The following is a 14,064-nucleotide window of genomic DNA, read 5'->3' as shown; positions in this document are numbered from 1 at the left end:
ACTCAGGACTCCTGGTTGACGGAGACGAGCACATCGTCCCCTTCGATCTTTACGGGGTAGACAGCGACCGGCTTGGTGGCGGGCAGGCCGGAGGGCTTGCCGGTGCGCAGGTCGAAGCTGGAGCCGTGCAGCCAGCACTCGATCATGCAGTCCTCGACCTCGCCCTCGGAGAGCGAGACGTTCGCGTGCGAGCAGGTGTCGTTGATCGCGAACACCCCCTCGTCGGTGCGGACCACGGAGACCGGCACGCCGTTGAGGTCGACGCGCTTGGGGACGTCCTCCTGGAGGTCGCTCAGCGCGCAGGCACGGAGGTAGGTCATCGGGGTCAGACCGCCGCTTCCAGCTCGGCCTCGATCTTCTCCATGAGCTGGTCCTGGACCTCGGCCACGCCGATCTGCTGGAGCAGCTCGGCGAAGAAGCCGCGCACGACCAGGCGGCGGGCCTCGTCCGCGGGGATGCCGCGGGCCTGCAGGTAGAACAGCTGCTCGTCGTCGAAGCGGCCGGTGGCGGAGGCGTGGCCGGCGCCGACGATCTCGCCGGTCTCGATCTCCAGGTTCGGGATCGAGTCGACCCGGGCGCCGTCGGTGAGCACCAGGTTGCGGTTGAGCTCGTAGGTGTCGGTGCCGAGGGCGGCGGCGCGGATCAGCACGTCGCCGACCCAGACCGCGTGGGCGTCCTTGCCCTGCAGCGCGCCCTTGTAGGCCACGTTGGACCGGCAGTGCGGCGTGTCGTGGTCGATGACCAGGCGGTGCTCGAGGTGCTGGCCGGCGTCGGCGAAGTAGAGGCCGAACAGCTCGGCCTCGCCGCCGGGGCCGGCGTAGTTGACCCGCGGGTGGAGGCGGACCAGGTCGCCGCCGAAGGTGACGACGACGGACTTGAACGAGGCGTCGCGGCCGACCAGCGCGTTGTACTGCGCGGCGTGGACGGCGTCGCGGTCCCAGTCCTGGACGGAGACGAAGGTGAGCTTCGCGCCGTCGCCGACCAGGAGCTCGACGTTGGCGGCGCGGGTGCCGGTGCCGACGTGGTTGAGCACCACGACGGCCTCGGCGAACGGCTTGACGTCGATCACCACGTGGGCGAAGCGGACCCCGCCCTCGGCGCGCACGTCGATCCGGACCGGCTCGGTGAGCACCGCGTCCTTGGGCACGGTGACGACCAGGGCCTGCTCGAAGGCGCTGAACGCCTGGGCGGCGACCCGGTCGACCGGCTTGCCGGCCTTGCCCAGGCGGGCGTCGTCGCGGCCGACGGTCTCGGCGGTGACGCCCTCGGGCAGCGCGAACTCGACCTTGTCCTCGCCCCGCTCGGCGGCGGCGGCGGTGCCGTCGTGCAGGCCGCCGAGGCGGTGCATCGGCGTGAACCGCCAGTCCTCCTCGCGGCCGGTCGGCACCGGGAAGTCGTTCACGTCGAAGGACGGCTTGACCGCGACGCGGGCGTCGATCGGCTGCTGGACCGTGGCCCGGCCGGTGCCGGGGCCGGCGAGCTGCGCGCCCGCACCGGCGGTGCCGACCTCGATCGAACCGGCGGTGGTGGAGCCGGTGGTGTTCTGCTCAGCCATGGCTGTTCGTTGTGCTCTCTTCCTCGGAATTCAATGGATGGCGGGTGCTCGGCCGGGGGGTCAGCCGACCGCGCCCTCCATCTGCAGCTCGATCAGCCGGTTGAGCTCCAGCGCGTACTCCATCGGCAGCTCGCGCGCGATCGGCTCGACGAAGCCGCGCACGATCATCGCCATCGCCTCGAACTCGGTCATGCCCCGGCTCATCAGGTAGAACAGCTGGTCCTCGCTGACCTTGGAGACGGTCGCCTCGTGGCCCATGGACACGTCGTCCTCGCGGACGTCCACGTACGGGTAGGTGTCCGAGCGGGAGATGGTGTCGACCAGCAGCGCGTCGCACAGGACGTTGGACTTGGCGCCGTGCGAGCCCTCGCCGATCTCGATCAGACCGCGGTAGGAGGTCCGGCCGCCGCCGCGCGCCACCGACTTGGAGACGATGTTGGAGGAGGTGTTCGGCGCCATGTGCACCATCTTGGCGCCGGCGTCCTGGTGCTGGCCCTCGCCCGCGAAGGCGATCGACAGGGTCTCGCCCTTGGCGTGCTCGCCCATCAGGTAGACGGCCGGGTACTTCATGGTGACCTTGGAGCCGATGTTGCCGTCGACCCACTCCATGGTCGCGCCCTCGTACGCCACGGCGCGCTTGGTGACCAGGTTGTAGACGTTGTTCGACCAGTTCTGGATGGTCGTGTAGCGGCAGCGGCCGCCCTTCTTGACGATGATCTCGACGACCGCCGAGTGCAGCGAGTCGGAGGAGTAGATCGGCGCGGTGCAGCCCTCGACGTAGTGGACGTAGGCGTCCTCGTCGACGATGATCAGCGTCCGCTCGAACTGGCCCATGTTCTCGGTGTTGATCCGGAAGTAGGCCTGCAGCGGGATGTCGACGTGCACGCCCTTCGGCACGTAGATGAACGAGCCGCCGGACCACACCGCCGTGTTCAGCGCGGCGAACTTGTTGTCGCCGGCCGGGATGACGGTGCCGAAGTACTCCTTGAAGATCTCCGGGTGCTCGCGCAGCGCGGTGTCGGTGTCCAGGAAGATGACGCCCTGCTCCTCCAGGTCCTCGCGGATCTGGTGGTAGACGACCTCGGACTCGTACTGGGCGGCGACACCGGCGACCAGGCGCTGCTTCTCGGCCTCCGGGATGCCCAGCTTGTCGTAGGTGGCCTTGATGTCCGCGGGCAGGTCCTCCCAGGACTCGGCCTGCTTCTCGGTCGAGCGGACGAAGTACTTGATGTTGTCGAAGTCGATGCCGGAGAGGTCGGAGCCCCAGGTCGGCATGGGCTTCTTGCCGAACAGCTTCAGGCCCTTGAGCCGCAGGTTCAGCATCCACTCGGACTCGCTCTTCTTCGCCGAGATGTCGCGGACGACGTCCTCGCTGAGCCCGCGCTTGGCCGCGGCACCGGCGGTGTCCGGGTCGGCCCAGCCGTACTCGTAATTGCCGAGGCCTTCGAGCTCGGGGTGCGAAACGGTGTCAGTCATGCGAGCTTCCTAACGCGCGGACGCTGAATCTTCGGTGGACGTACCGGCAGTCGGCACTGCATCGGGACCCGGCCGCGCGCTGCGCGCGGCGGACGACGATGCGGCACCGGGTGCCGGCACATAGGTGGTGCAGACCCCGTCGCCGTGGGCGATGGTGGCCAGCCGTTGCACATGGGTGCCCAGGAGCTGGGAGAAGACCTCGGTCTCCGCCTCGCAGAGCTGGGGGAACTGCTCGGCGATGTGCGCGACCGGGCAGTGGTGCTGGCAGAGCTGGGCGCCCGCCGGGGCCTTCGCCGCGGCCGACGGGACCCGCCGCACCGTGGCAGCGTACCCGTCCGCGCTCAGCGCCTGGGCGAGCGCCTCGGTGCGCTCGGAGGCTTCGGCCGTTCGCAGGGTCTCCAGGTACTTCTGGCCCTGCTTGCCGAAGCGGGCGCGCGCGAAGGCGGCGACCGCCTCCTCGCCCGCCTTGCCGCCGCCCACCGAGTCGGAGATCCAGCGCAGCGCGTCGGCCGCGAGCTGGTCGTACGCCTGGTAGAAGGCGTCCCGGCCACCGTCGGTGAGGGCGAAGACCTTGGCCGGACGGCCCCGGCCGCGGCTGCCGTAGACCCGCTGGTCGCGGGACTCGACCAGGCCCGCGGCGGCCAGTCCGTCGAGGTGGCGGCGCACGGCGGCGGCGGTGAGGCCGAGCCGGGTCGCGAGGTCGGCGGCGGAGGACGGGCCGTGGTCCAGGATCGACCGGGCGACCCGGTCGCGCGTGGCGCGGTGGCCCTCCAGCAGCACCTCGGCCGCCGTCACGGGCACGTCACAGCCGGGGGCCGACTCGGCCTCCTGGTGCGTGGCGTGCTCGCGCATGTTTTTCACAACACCAGTGTTGCGTAATTACTTCCAACAGGACAAGCCGTGATCCAGGCCTCACCCGTGTCATCAGTCACGCAGGTAAGGCTTACCTGACCTGCAGAAACGATCACCGAGGCCCCGGCGGGGCCCGGCGTGAGGCCCTCTTAGACTCGCCGGTATGCACTCCGAACCCGCGGTCCAGATCGCCGGGCTGGTCAAGCACTACGGTGACAAGCCCGCGGTGGACGGCCTCGACCTCACCATCGAGCGCGGCGCGATCACCGCCGTCCTCGGCCCCAACGGCGCCGGCAAGACCACCACCATCGAGACCTGCGAGGGCTACCGCCGCCCCGACGCCGGCACCGTCCGCGTCCTCGGCCTCGACCCGGTCGCCCAGCACGCCGCCCTGCGCCCGCGGATCGGGGTCATGCTGCAGTCCGGCGGGGTGTACGCGGGCGCCCGCGCCGTCGAGATGCTGCGGCACACCGCCACGCTGCACGCCCACCCGCTGGACGTCGACGCCCTGGTCGAGCGGCTCGGCCTCGGCTCCTGCGGCCGCACCACCTACCGGCGCCTCTCCGGCGGCCAGCAGCAGCGGCTCGCCCTCGCCATGGCCGTGGTCGGCCGCCCCGAGCTGGTCTTCCTCGACGAGCCCACCGCCGGCCTCGACCCGCAGGCCCGCCGCGCCACCTGGGAGCTGGTCCGCGACCTGCGCCGGGACGGCGTCACCGTGGTCGTCACCACGCACCACATGGACGAGGCCGAGCAGCTCGCCGACCACGTCGCCATCGTCGACCGCGGCAGGGTCATCGCCGCCGGCACCCCCGAGGAGCTGTGCCGCGGCGGCGCCGAGAACGCGCTGCGCTTCGACGGCCCGCCCGGACTCGACCTCGGCCCGCTGCTCAAGGAGCTGCCCGGGGGCACGGCCGCCACCGAGACGGCCCCCGGCAACTACCGCGTCGAGGCCGCGACCGTGGACCCGCAGCTGCTGGCCGCCGTCACCTCCTGGTGCGCGGCCTCCGGCATCCTCCCCGAGCGGCTCGCCGTGCAGCGCCGCAGCCTCGAAGACGTCTTCCTCGACCTGACCGGACGGGACCTGCGCTCGTGACCGACTACTCCCCCAGGCCGGGTGCGGCCCCCGTCGGCCGGATGCTGCTCGCGCAGACCGCGTTCGAGACCAGGATGCTGCTGCGCAACGGCGAGCAGCTGCTGCTCACGGTCGTCATCCCGACCGTCCTGCTGGTGCTGTTCTCCGCCGTCGACGTCGTCACGGTGGAGGGCCCCGGCAAGCGGGTCGACTTCCTGGCACCCGGTCTGCTGGCGCTCGCCGTGATGTCCACCGCGTTCACCGGCCAGGCCATCGCCACCGGCTTCGAGCGCCGCTACGGCGTGCTGAAGCGGCTCGGCGCGAGCCCGCTGCCGCGCTGGGCGCTGCTGACCGCCAAGACCGGCTGCGTGCTGGTCACCGAGGCGCTGCAGGTCGCGCTGCTGTCGGTGATCGCGCTGGCGCTCGGCTGGTCCCCGCACGGCGACCCGTTCTCGGTGGCCGCGCTGCTGGTCCTCGGCACGGCCGCCTTCTCCGGGCTCGGCCTGCTGATGGCCGGCACGCTCAGGGCCGAGGCGACACTGGCCGCCGCGAACCTCGTGTTCATCCTGCTGCTGCTGGGGGGCGGGGTGATCGTGCCGCTGACCAAGTTCCCGTCCGCCGTGCAGTCGGTGCTGGAGCTGCTGCCGATCGCGGCGCTCTCGGACGGCCTGCGGTCCGTCCTGCAGACCGGTGCAGGGGTGCCGTGGTCGGACCTCGGGATCCTGGCCGGCTGGGCCGTCGTCGGCCTGGCCGCCGCCGCGCGCTTCTTCCGCTGGGAGTAGTCCCGGCCATCAACGCACGGCGCCCCCCGGCCACTTGAGGCCGGGGGGCGCCGTGCGTACTACCGGTGGACCGTCAGCTCTGGCTGCCGCCACGGCGCTTGCGGGCGAACAGCACGATCGCGCCGCCGAGCAGCAGCACCCCGGCGCCGGCCGCCGCGATGACGGGGGTGGCCGAGCTGCCACCGGTCTCGGCGAGGGCCGGACCGCCGGTGCTCGGCGCCGGGGCCGGGGTCTTGCTCGCGGGCGGCGTCACCGACGGGGCCGCGGTGCCCGGCGGGGTGGTGCTCGGGGTCGGCGTCACGCTGGGGACCGGCGTCGGCGGGGTGGTCGGCGTCGTCGTCGGGGTCGGCGTGGGGGTGGGCGTCTTGGTGGGCGTGGGGGTCGGCGTCGGCGTGTGGCAGGGCTGGATCGTCTCCGACTCGTCGATGTTCCAACCGGGCTCGGCCGGGGTCTCCGTGGTGGTCACCACGAAGGTCGCCTTGATCGGCGCGGAGTGGTCCTTCACCGGGAAGGTGCCGTGGAACTCCTTGCCGAACTTCTTGTCCAGCACCTTCTCACCGTCGATGGTGAGCGTGACGTTGTTCGTCACGGTGTCCTTCTCGCTGTACTTGACCAGATCGATCACGATCTTGTCGCAGTCCACCTTCCACGCCGGCACGTGGGCCGAAGCCGGCCCGGCCAGGCTCAGGGGCAGGAGGATTCCGGCCGCCACCGTACCGGCGAGTGCCGCCGCTCCGATCCCGAAGTGCCGCTGCTGTCGTGCCATTGCCCTGTTCCCCTCCGAACGGTCTTGTGCAGCAGGCGTGTTGAGTGCTTCGCGGTGGCCCGCTACGGCTGTCCGGGGGACTCTACCGGCACTCCCGCACCTCGCCACACCCCGCCGTACGACCGGATTTCGTCTGTCGGTCTCACGATGGATGTGCATGACCAGCCCACCACAGGCGCCACCACGCACAACGCGGAATCGGCGAACCCGAATGGACTTCGTCACCTGACTGAAAAAACGCAGCCCCCGGTGATCAGGTTCAATCACCGGGGGTGCGGCTTCGATCAGCCGACGAACGGTCAGGCCTTCTTCGCCGCCCGACGACGCGTCGCCACGACGATTCCACCGCCGGCCGCGAGCACCACGGCGCCGCCGATCGCCAGCGGCAGGACGGGCCCGGAACCGGTGTGCGCGAGCCCGCCTCCGGTGTTCGCCGACGCCGAGGGGCTCGCCGGCGCGGAGGCCGCCGGCGCACTGGTGGACGGCGAGGCGGACGCACTCGGCGACGCGCCCCCGCTCGGCTTCCCGCCCGCCGGTCCCGACGGCGTCCCCGACGGCGTTCCGGACGGCGTTCCGGACGGCTGCGCGGTGGCGCCCGGCGTCGACGGCGTGCCGGTCGGCACCACCGGCGGCACGGTCGGCGTCCCGGTCGGGGTCGCGGACGGCGTCGGGAGGACGGCCGGCAGGCAGCCGGTGAAGGGGTAGTGGTGCGTCTCGGCGCCGCCCTTGCCGGTCAGCGAGGCGGCGATCACCGAGCCGTTGACCGGGCCGCCGCTGCCGAGGTCGAAGGCGGCGTTCGGGGCGAGCACCGTACCGGCCCAGGCGGCCTTGCTGCTCTTGACCACCTTGGTCGCGGACGGGAAGTTCCAGAGCAGCCCGGCCCGGACGGCACCGCCGGCCGCGCTCTGGAGCTTGTCGTCCAGGACGTAGGCCGCCTTGGCCTCGTCCCACAGCTGGAAGCCGGTGGTCCCGGCCGCCGCCATGCCGTACGACGATCCGGTCACGGTGACGACGGTCACCGAGCCGGCCGGCACCCGGACGAAGACGTCCTTCGCGCCCTGGAGCTTCGCGGCGTCGACGGTGAAGCCGTTGTACTTCGCGTCCCCGCCGGTCAGCGTCAGCCTGCCGCCGTCGGCCTGGACGGTGGCCCCGGCGGTCTGCGGCACGGCGGCCAGCGCGGCGGAGGCGGCGCGCAGCTTGGCGAACTCGGCCTTGAAGTCGATCGGGGAGGCACCCCGGCCGACCTTGCCCTGGTGAGCCTCCAGCACCCCGGTCAGCGTGCCGCCGTAGACGCCGTTGCCCTTCATCACCTGGGTGTTGGTACCGGTCAGATCGCCGGCCACCACGAGGGCGTTGCCGCCCGGCAGGGCGGCGACCTGCTCGGCGGTGAGCTCCTGGCCGACCGAGAACCCGCCGCGGAAGTCGGCGTTGCCGCCCACCGCGACCGCGCCCTCGGCGTCCGGGGTGTGGGTGTCGTCGCCCTCGACGAACTCGCCGTAGAGGCCGGCGACCCCGAGGCCGCGGCACTCCTGGTCGGCGCCGACGGCCTGGGCGGCCGGCGCGACGAGGCCGGCCAGTGCGAGCGAGCCGCCGACCGCGAGCGCGGCGGCGGACGTGGATATGCGCATGTGCAGAGCTCCGCTTACGTGCGGGAGGAGTGGAGGGGGGCCCGAAAAAGGTCTGGACCAATCCGCACTCTTTCGGCCAAACGGGTGAATGGTCAAGACCATTGACCGCCTTGACCGTAAGATCCGCTTTTGCGCTGACCCATGCCCCGCCCCAAGATCGGCTGTAAGGCCCCCTACGATTGACCGCGTGCTGAACCCCTTCTCCCTGCTCGCCGACCGCTGGCAGCCGTCCGCCGCGATGGTCCGGCGCGCCGCGTTCGCCGCGCTGGTGATGAGCGTGGTGATCGTCGTCACCGGCGGCGCCGTCCGCCTCACCGCCTCCGGCCTCGGCTGTACCACCTGGCCCCGCTGCACCGACGAGAGCCTGACGCCCACCGCCGAGATGGGCTTCCACGGCATCGTCGAGTTCACCAACCGGATGCTCACCTACGTGCTGAGCGCCGCGGTCGGCTGGGCGATCCTGGCCGCGCGCTGCCACCGCCCCTGGCGCCGCAGCCTGACGAAGCTGGGCTGGGCGCAGTTCTGGCTGGTGATGAGCAACGCCGTCCTCGGCGGCATCACCGTGCTGACCGGCCTCAACCCGTACACCGTCGCGCTGCACATGATCGCCGCGATGGCCCTGGTGTGGGTCGCGCTGCTGATGTGGGAGCGCAGCAAGGAGGGCGACGGCCCGGCGAAGCTCGCGGTGGCCGGCCCGATCCACCGGCTCTCCTACGTGCTGGTCGCCGCGATCGGAACGCTCGTCGCCGCCGGCACCCTGGTCACCGGCGCCGGCCACCACCCCGGCACGCCGCAGGACAACAAGATCGTGCCGCGCATCCCGATCGACTACGACCGCCTCGCGCAGTTCCACGCCGACTTCGCGTTCGTCTCGGTCGGCCTGGCGATTGCCGTGATCTTCGTCTTCGCGGCGGTCAAGGCCCCGCAGCCCGCCCGCGCCAGGGCCAAGGAACTCCTCGCCGTGCTCCTGCTCCAGGGCGTGCTCGGCTTCGTCCAGTACTTCACCGACGCTCCCGAGCTCATGGTCGGCCTGCACATGTTCCTGGCCACGCTGACCTGGATCGCCGCCCTGCGCGTCCCCCTCGCCCTGCGCACCCGCGCGGACGGGGAAGCCCCCGGACAGCTGCCCGCGCAGACCCCGCAGACCGCCTCGGTCTGACCGCTGCGACACGCACGACGGCCCGGCTCCCCCACAAAGGGAGCCGGGCCGTTCGCCGTACGGGGGCCGGGCGGTCAGCCGCCGAGCTGGATGCCGGCCATCCGCTTCCACTCGTACGGGCCGGTCTTCACCTTGAGGGCCAGCTCGCCCTCGAAGTCGTCGTGCAGGGTCAGCCCGGCCAGCTCGGCGGCCCGGCGGCCGACGGCGTAGCTCGGGGCCACCTGGTCGCCCCAGGCGCCGTCCGCGCCGACCACGACGATCCGGGTGGCCACGGCGCCGACGTACTCGACGACCGCGTCGGCGCTGCCGCCGTGCTGCGCGGCGAAGCTGGTCAGGTTCCTGGCGATGCGCTTGGCGCGGCGCTCGGTGCGGGCGTCCGACGCGGCGGGGGTGGTCTCTGCGCTCATGCCCGCATGCTACCCACCGGTAGCGGCGCTGGCGACGGGAGCACCCTGTGCACCGGGCCACATACTGCCCCCGCTCGATCCATACTGGCCGTGTGACCTTCTCCGGCTGGCCTGCCGAGGCGCTCGAATTCTACGAGCACCTGGAGGCCGACAACTCGAAGACCTTCTGGCAGGCCCACAAGGACCGCTACGACGAGGCCGTGCGCGCCCCCATGGAGGAGCTGCTGGCCGAGCTGGAACCGGAGTTCGGGCCGGGGAAGATCTTCCGCCCCAACCGCGACGTCCGCTTCAGCGCCGACAAGTCCCCGTACAAGACGCACATCGGCGCCCACCTGGAGGCGGGCGGCTACGTCCAGCTCTCCGCCGACGGCCTGGCCTGCGGCAACGGCATGTACCAGCTCGCCGCGGACCAGCTGGAGCGCTACCGCGCGGCCGTCGCCGAGGACGTCTCCGGGGCCGAACTGGAGCGCGTGATCGCCCGGGTGGAGAAGGACGGCCCGCAGGTCTTCGGCCGCGACAGCCTGAAGTCCGCCCCGCGCGGCTACCCCAAGGACCACCCGAGGATCGAGCTGCTGCGCCACAAGGGCCTCGTGGCCTGGCAGGAGTGGCCGCCCGCGAAGTGGCTGGGCACCCGCACCGCGCACACCCGGATCGCCGCCTTCCTGCGGGCCTCCCAGCCGCTCAAGGACTGGCTGGACGGCCACGTCGGCCCGTCCGGACTCCCGGCCCGATGAAGGCCGGCGAACAAGGCCGGTGAACGCGGAAGAGCCCCGGTCCACCCGGACCGGGGCTCTTCTTCCGTACTGCCGCGCCTACTTCACGAACGGGTCGATCGCGCAGACCACGAACAGCAGCGACAGGTAGGTGATCGACCAGTGGAACAGCCGCATCTCCTTCAGCTTCGCGCCGACGACCCCGGCCTTGGCCCGCGCGTACAGCGCGTGCGCCTCGCGCAGCCAGGCCGCGCCGAGCACCACCGCGGCGACCGGGTACAGCCAGCTCATGTGCCCCAGCGGCCACAGCGCCAGCGAGACGGCCACCATGACCCAGGAGTAGGCGACGACCTGCTTGCCCACCGCCACGTTGCCCTTGACCACCGGCAGCATCGGCACGCCGGCGCGCAGGTAGTCGTCGCGCACCTTCATCGACAGCACCCAGGTGTGCGGCGGCGTCCAGAAGAACACCACCAGGAAGAGGATGACCGCCGCCCAGGACAGGGAGTTGGTGACGGAGGACCAGCCGACAAGCACCGGCATGCAGCCCGCGATGCCGCCCCACACGATGTTCTGAGAGGTGCGCCGCTTGAGGCCCAGCGTGTAGACGAAGACGTAGAACAGCAGGGCGCCGAGCGCGAGTCCGGAGGACAGCCAGTTGACGCCGAAACCGAGCAGCAGCGTCGAGACGACCGCGAGGACGATGCCGAACACCAGCGCCTCGCGCGGCGACACCATGCCGGTGACGATCGGGCGCCGCTCGGTGCGCGACATCACCGCGTCGATGTCGCGGTCGATGTACATGTTGAGGGCGTTGGCGCCGCCCGCCGAGAGGTAGCCGCCGACCACGACCTTCAGCACCAGCAGCATGTTCGGGACGCCCTGCTGGGCCAGGAACATCACCGGAACCGTGCTCATCAGCAGCAGTTCGATGATCCGCGGCTTGGTCAGTGCGACGAACGCGCCGACACGGGCCCCGATGGGCCGGTGCGCAGGAGTCGCCCCGGTGACCCCGGCGGGACGGGTTTCGACGGCGGTCACTAACACCCCAACTGAAGATGAATCCTCGCAGGCGTCGAAGGAAACGAAGGTCCCGAATCGTCCGCTCTGCGCGTACCACGCCACCTTAGACGCTCCATATCTCCCCACCGGCTCCGGGGTCCCCCGGCGGGGCGGAACGCACACCCCTGGGTGAACCCACGAACTCCGACCACTCGGTCCCGCCTCCCCCGTCCTGCTCATCGGAGGGGCAGGGCCCGCCAAAACAGGAGAGCCTGGGACAAAACGCCCCAGAGCGGCATCGTGGGAATCGCCATACCCGAATTCCGGTTGTCCCAGCACGCAGGGTGAGCCCCGGGCCGGACGGTAGGCTCGCACACAGAAGCGGGATCTACCCTCCGTGACCGGCACCACCAGCGTCGGGACCACAGCGCCGTGGCCGACCGGGTCCCCTTCACGGGGTCACTCTTCACAACGGAAGGAGCCCTGAGACAGGGTGAGCACGACGCCGACGAACACATTCGAGTGGTCCGAACTGGATGAGCGCACGGTTGACACGGCCCGGGTCCTGGCCATGGACGCCGTCCAGAAGGTCGGCAACGGACACCCCGGGACGGCCATGTCGCTGGCCCCGGCGGCGTACCTGATCTTCCAGCGTTTCCTGCGGCACGACCCCACCGACCCCTCCTGGGTGGGGCGCGACCGATTCGTCCTCTCCCCCGGGCACACCAGCCTGACCCTCTACACCCAGCTCTACCTCTCGGGCTACGGCCTGGAGCTGGACGACCTCAAGGCCTTCCGCGTCGCGGGCAGCCGCACCCCCGGTCACCCCGAGCACGGCCACACCGCCGGCGTCGAGACCACGACCGGTCCGCTCGGCCAGGGCATCGCCAACGCGGTCGGCATGGCGATGGCCGCCCGCTACGAGCGCGGCCTCTTCGACCCGGACGCCCCGGCCGGCGAGTCCCCGTTCGACCACACGATCTGGGCCATCGTCTCCGACGGCGACCTGGAGGAGGGCATCTCGGCCGAGGCCTCCTCGCTGGCCGGGCACCAGCAGCTGGGCAACCTCGTCGCCCTGTACGACGACAACCACATCTCCATCGAGGGCGACACCGAGACGGCCTTCTCCGAGGACGTCCTCAAGCGCTACGAGGCGTACGGCTGGCACGTCCAGCGGGTCACCCCGAAGGCGAACGGCGACATCGACGTCGCCGCCCTCGCCGACGCGCTGGCCGCCGCCAAGGCCGAGACCGCCCGCCCGTCGATGATCGCTATGCGCACGATCATCGCCTGGCCGGCCCCGGACGCCCAGAACACCGCCAAGGCCCACGGCTCCGCCCTCGGCGCCGCCGAGATCGCCGCCACCAAGAAGGTCCTGGGCTTCGACCCGGAGAAGACCTTCGAGGTCTCCGACAAGGTCATCGAGCACGCCCGCCTGGTGATCAAGCGCGGCAAGGCCGCCCGCGACGCGTGGCAGGGCTCCTTCGAGGCCTGGCGCGCCGCCAACCCGCACCGGGCCGGCGAGTTCGACCGCATCCAGGCCGGCGAGCTGCCCGAGGGCTGGAAGAAGACCGTCCCGTCCTTCCCGGCCGGGAAGGACGTCGCCACCCGCAAGGCCTCCGGCGAGACCCTCAAGGCGATCGGCGCGGTGGTCCCGGAGCTGTGGGGCGGCTCGGCCGACCTCGCGGAGTCCAACCTCACCACCATCGACGAGGAGAGCTCCTTCCTCCCCGAGGGCAACCCGCTGAAGTCGGCGAGCCCGTACGGCCGGACGATCCACTTCGGCATCCGCGAGCACGCCATGGGCTCGACCATGAACGGCATCGCCCTGCACGGCAGGACCCGCGTGTACGGCGGCACCTTCCTGGTCTTCGCGGACTACATGCGCCCGGCCGTCCGCCTGGCCGCGCTCATGAAGCTGCCGGTCACCTACGTCTGGACGCACGACTCCATCGGCCTCGGCGAGGACGGCCCGACCCACCAGCCGGTCGAGCACCTGGCCTCGCTGCGCGCCATCCCGGGCCTGTCCATGGTCCGCCCGGCCGACGCCAACGAGACCGCCGTCGCCTGGCGCACCGTCATCGAGCGGCAGACCAGCCACCCCGGCCCGGTCGGCCTGGCGCTCACCCGCCAGAACGTCCCGACCTTCGACCGCGAGGTCTTCGGCTCCGCCGAGGGCACCGCGAAGGGCGGCTACATCCTGGCCGAGGCCGGCAACGGCGACCCGCAGGTGATCCTCCTGGGCACCGGCTCCGAGGTCCAGCTGGCCGTCAAGGCCCGCGAGGTCCTGGAGGCCGAGGGCATCGCCACCCGCGTCGTCTCGCTGCCGTCCTTCGAGTGGTTCCAGGAGCAGGACCAGGCCTACCGCGACAGCGTGCTGCCGCCGTCGGTCAAGGCCCGCGTCTCGGTCGAGGCCGGCATCGCCCAGGGCTGGCGCGAGCTGGTCGGCGACCACGGCCGGATCGTTTCGCTGGACCACTTCGGCGCCTCCGCGGACTACCAGGTGCTGTTCGAGGAGTTCGGCCTGACCGCCGAGCGCGTGGTGGCCGAGGCCCACAACGCCCTGCGCTCCCTCGAAGCCGTCAACCGCTAGCCCCTCGGGCCGCGTACCCGCCCGCACGCGGGTACGCGGCCCCTCTGACGACCCCACGA

The 14,064-nt window shown here is 71.6% G+C and carries 13 protein-coding genes; 5 read left to right on the top strand and 8 right to left on the bottom strand.

The window, feature by feature from the left end:
* Positions 1–2: 2 nt before the first annotated feature.
* The 4 genes from ACFVSN_RS25325 to ACFVSN_RS25310 are packed head-to-tail and all read right to left on the bottom strand — an operon-like array spanning position 3 to position 3,883.
* A complete protein-coding gene (locus ACFVSN_RS25325; RefSeq protein ID WP_329928500.1) occupies positions 3–320 on the bottom strand; it encodes a bifunctional 3-phenylpropionate/cinnamic acid dioxygenase ferredoxin subunit in 318 nt (105 codons plus the stop codon).
* 5 nt (positions 321–325) lie between these two features.
* Positions 326–1,555 carry a Fe-S cluster assembly protein SufD gene (gene sufD / locus ACFVSN_RS25320; RefSeq protein WP_387956625.1) on the bottom strand — a complete coding sequence of 410 codons (1,230 nt, stop codon included), beginning with the start codon at positions 1,553–1,555 and terminating at the stop codon, positions 326–328.
* Between the two features lie 60 nt (positions 1,556–1,615).
* Positions 1,616–3,031, bottom strand: coding sequence for a Fe-S cluster assembly protein SufB (gene sufB, locus ACFVSN_RS25315; RefSeq protein WP_380444466.1), 1,416 nt, complete (start codon positions 3,029–3,031; stop codon positions 1,616–1,618).
* A 9-nt stretch (positions 3,032–3,040) separates the two neighbouring features.
* Positions 3,041–3,883 (bottom strand): helix-turn-helix transcriptional regulator, encoded by an 843-nt coding sequence (locus tag ACFVSN_RS25310; protein ID WP_380444464.1) that lies wholly within the window; start codon positions 3,881–3,883, stop codon positions 3,041–3,043.
* A 163-nt stretch (positions 3,884–4,046) separates the two neighbouring features.
* Here ACFVSN_RS25310 and ACFVSN_RS25305 point away from each other — a divergent pair, with 163 nt between their 5' ends.
* Together ACFVSN_RS25305 and ACFVSN_RS25300 are read left to right on the top strand one after the other, a co-directional pair.
* Positions 4,047–4,976, top strand: coding sequence for an ABC transporter ATP-binding protein (locus ACFVSN_RS25305; RefSeq protein WP_387956624.1), 930 nt, complete (start codon positions 4,047–4,049; stop codon positions 4,974–4,976).
* Between the two features lie 41 nt (positions 4,977–5,017).
* Positions 5,018–5,737 (top strand): ABC transporter permease, encoded by a 720-nt coding sequence (locus ACFVSN_RS25300; RefSeq protein WP_380509540.1) that lies wholly within the window; start codon positions 5,018–5,020, stop codon positions 5,735–5,737.
* 73 nt (positions 5,738–5,810) lie between these two features.
* Here ACFVSN_RS25300 and ACFVSN_RS25295 read toward each other — a convergent pair whose 3' ends face one another.
* Positions 5,811–6,503: an LAETG motif-containing sortase-dependent surface protein gene (locus tag ACFVSN_RS25295; RefSeq protein WP_387956623.1), complete on the bottom strand. Its 693-nt coding sequence runs from the start codon at positions 6,501–6,503 to the stop codon at positions 5,811–5,813.
* Positions 6,504–6,802: 299 nt separating this feature from the next.
* Positions 6,803–8,131: a choice-of-anchor A family protein gene (locus ACFVSN_RS25290; protein ID WP_387956622.1), complete on the bottom strand. Its 1,329-nt coding sequence runs from the start codon at positions 8,129–8,131 to the stop codon at positions 6,803–6,805.
* 178 nt (positions 8,132–8,309) lie between these two features.
* On the opposite strand from ACFVSN_RS25290, the gene ACFVSN_RS25285 reads away from it, so the two are divergent.
* On the top strand, positions 8,310–9,290 hold the full coding sequence (locus ACFVSN_RS25285) for a heme A synthase (protein ID WP_380444481.1): 981 nt from the start codon (positions 8,310–8,312) through the stop codon (positions 9,288–9,290).
* 74 nt (positions 9,291–9,364) lie between these two features.
* Here the strand turns inward: ACFVSN_RS25285 and ACFVSN_RS25280 are convergent, their stop codons facing one another.
* On the bottom strand, positions 9,365–9,697 hold the full coding sequence (locus tag ACFVSN_RS25280) for a hypothetical protein (RefSeq protein ID WP_387599339.1): 333 nt from the start codon (positions 9,695–9,697) through the stop codon (positions 9,365–9,367).
* A gap of 92 nt (positions 9,698–9,789) precedes the next feature.
* On the opposite strand from ACFVSN_RS25280, the gene ACFVSN_RS25275 reads away from it, so the two are divergent.
* Positions 9,790–10,431 (top strand): DUF2461 domain-containing protein, encoded by a 642-nt coding sequence (locus ACFVSN_RS25275; RefSeq protein WP_380444455.1) that lies wholly within the window; start codon positions 9,790–9,792, stop codon positions 10,429–10,431.
* Positions 10,432–10,509: 78 nt separating this feature from the next.
* Here the strand turns inward: ACFVSN_RS25275 and ACFVSN_RS25270 are convergent, their stop codons facing one another.
* Positions 10,510–11,457: a heme o synthase gene (locus ACFVSN_RS25270; protein ID WP_380444454.1), complete on the bottom strand. Its 948-nt coding sequence runs from the start codon at positions 11,455–11,457 to the stop codon at positions 10,510–10,512.
* Positions 11,458–11,905: 448 nt separating this feature from the next.
* On the opposite strand from ACFVSN_RS25270, the gene tkt reads away from it, so the two are divergent.
* Positions 11,906–14,005 (top strand): transketolase, encoded by a 2,100-nt coding sequence (tkt, locus tag ACFVSN_RS25265; RefSeq protein ID WP_387599343.1) that lies wholly within the window; start codon positions 11,906–11,908, stop codon positions 14,003–14,005.
* The last annotated feature ends 59 nt before the right edge of the window (positions 14,006–14,064 follow it).

The organism is Kitasatospora sp. NPDC057904 (genome assembly GCF_042887925.1).
GTDB lineage: Bacteria > Actinomycetota > Actinomycetes > Streptomycetales > Streptomycetaceae > Kitasatospora.
The sequence above is the reverse complement of the archived record's forward strand: the minus strand, read 5'-3'. Positions and strand labels throughout refer to the sequence as shown.

What these genes read in the sequence shown, in the direction of transcription:
- ACFVSN_RS25325 (WP_329928500.1), bottom strand. Translation starts at nt 320, where the DNA reads ATGACCTACCTCCGTGCCTGCGCGCTGAGCGACCTCCAGGAGGACGTC.
- sufD (WP_387956625.1), bottom strand. Translation starts at nt 1,555, where the DNA reads ATGGCTGAGCAGAACACCACCGGCTCCACCACCGCCGGTTCGATCGAG.
- sufB (WP_380444466.1), bottom strand. Translation starts at nt 3,031, where the DNA reads ATGACTGACACCGTTTCGCACCCCGAGCTCGAAGGCCTCGGCAATTAC.
- ACFVSN_RS25310 (WP_380444464.1), bottom strand. Translation starts at nt 3,883, where the DNA reads ATGCGCGAGCACGCCACGCACCAGGAGGCCGAGTCGGCCCCCGGCTGT.
- ACFVSN_RS25305 (WP_387956624.1), top strand. Translation starts at nt 4,047, where the DNA reads ATGCACTCCGAACCCGCGGTCCAGATCGCCGGGCTGGTCAAGCACTAC.
- ACFVSN_RS25300 (WP_380509540.1), top strand. Translation starts at nt 5,018, where the DNA reads ATGCTGCTCGCGCAGACCGCGTTCGAGACCAGGATGCTGCTGCGCAAC.
- ACFVSN_RS25295 (WP_387956623.1), bottom strand. Translation starts at nt 6,503, where the DNA reads ATGGCACGACAGCAGCGGCACTTCGGGATCGGAGCGGCGGCACTCGCC.
- ACFVSN_RS25290 (WP_387956622.1), bottom strand. Translation starts at nt 8,131, where the DNA reads ATGCGCATATCCACGTCCGCCGCCGCGCTCGCGGTCGGCGGCTCGCTC.
- ACFVSN_RS25280 (WP_387599339.1), bottom strand. Translation starts at nt 9,697, where the DNA reads ATGAGCGCAGAGACCACCCCCGCCGCGTCGGACGCCCGCACCGAGCGC.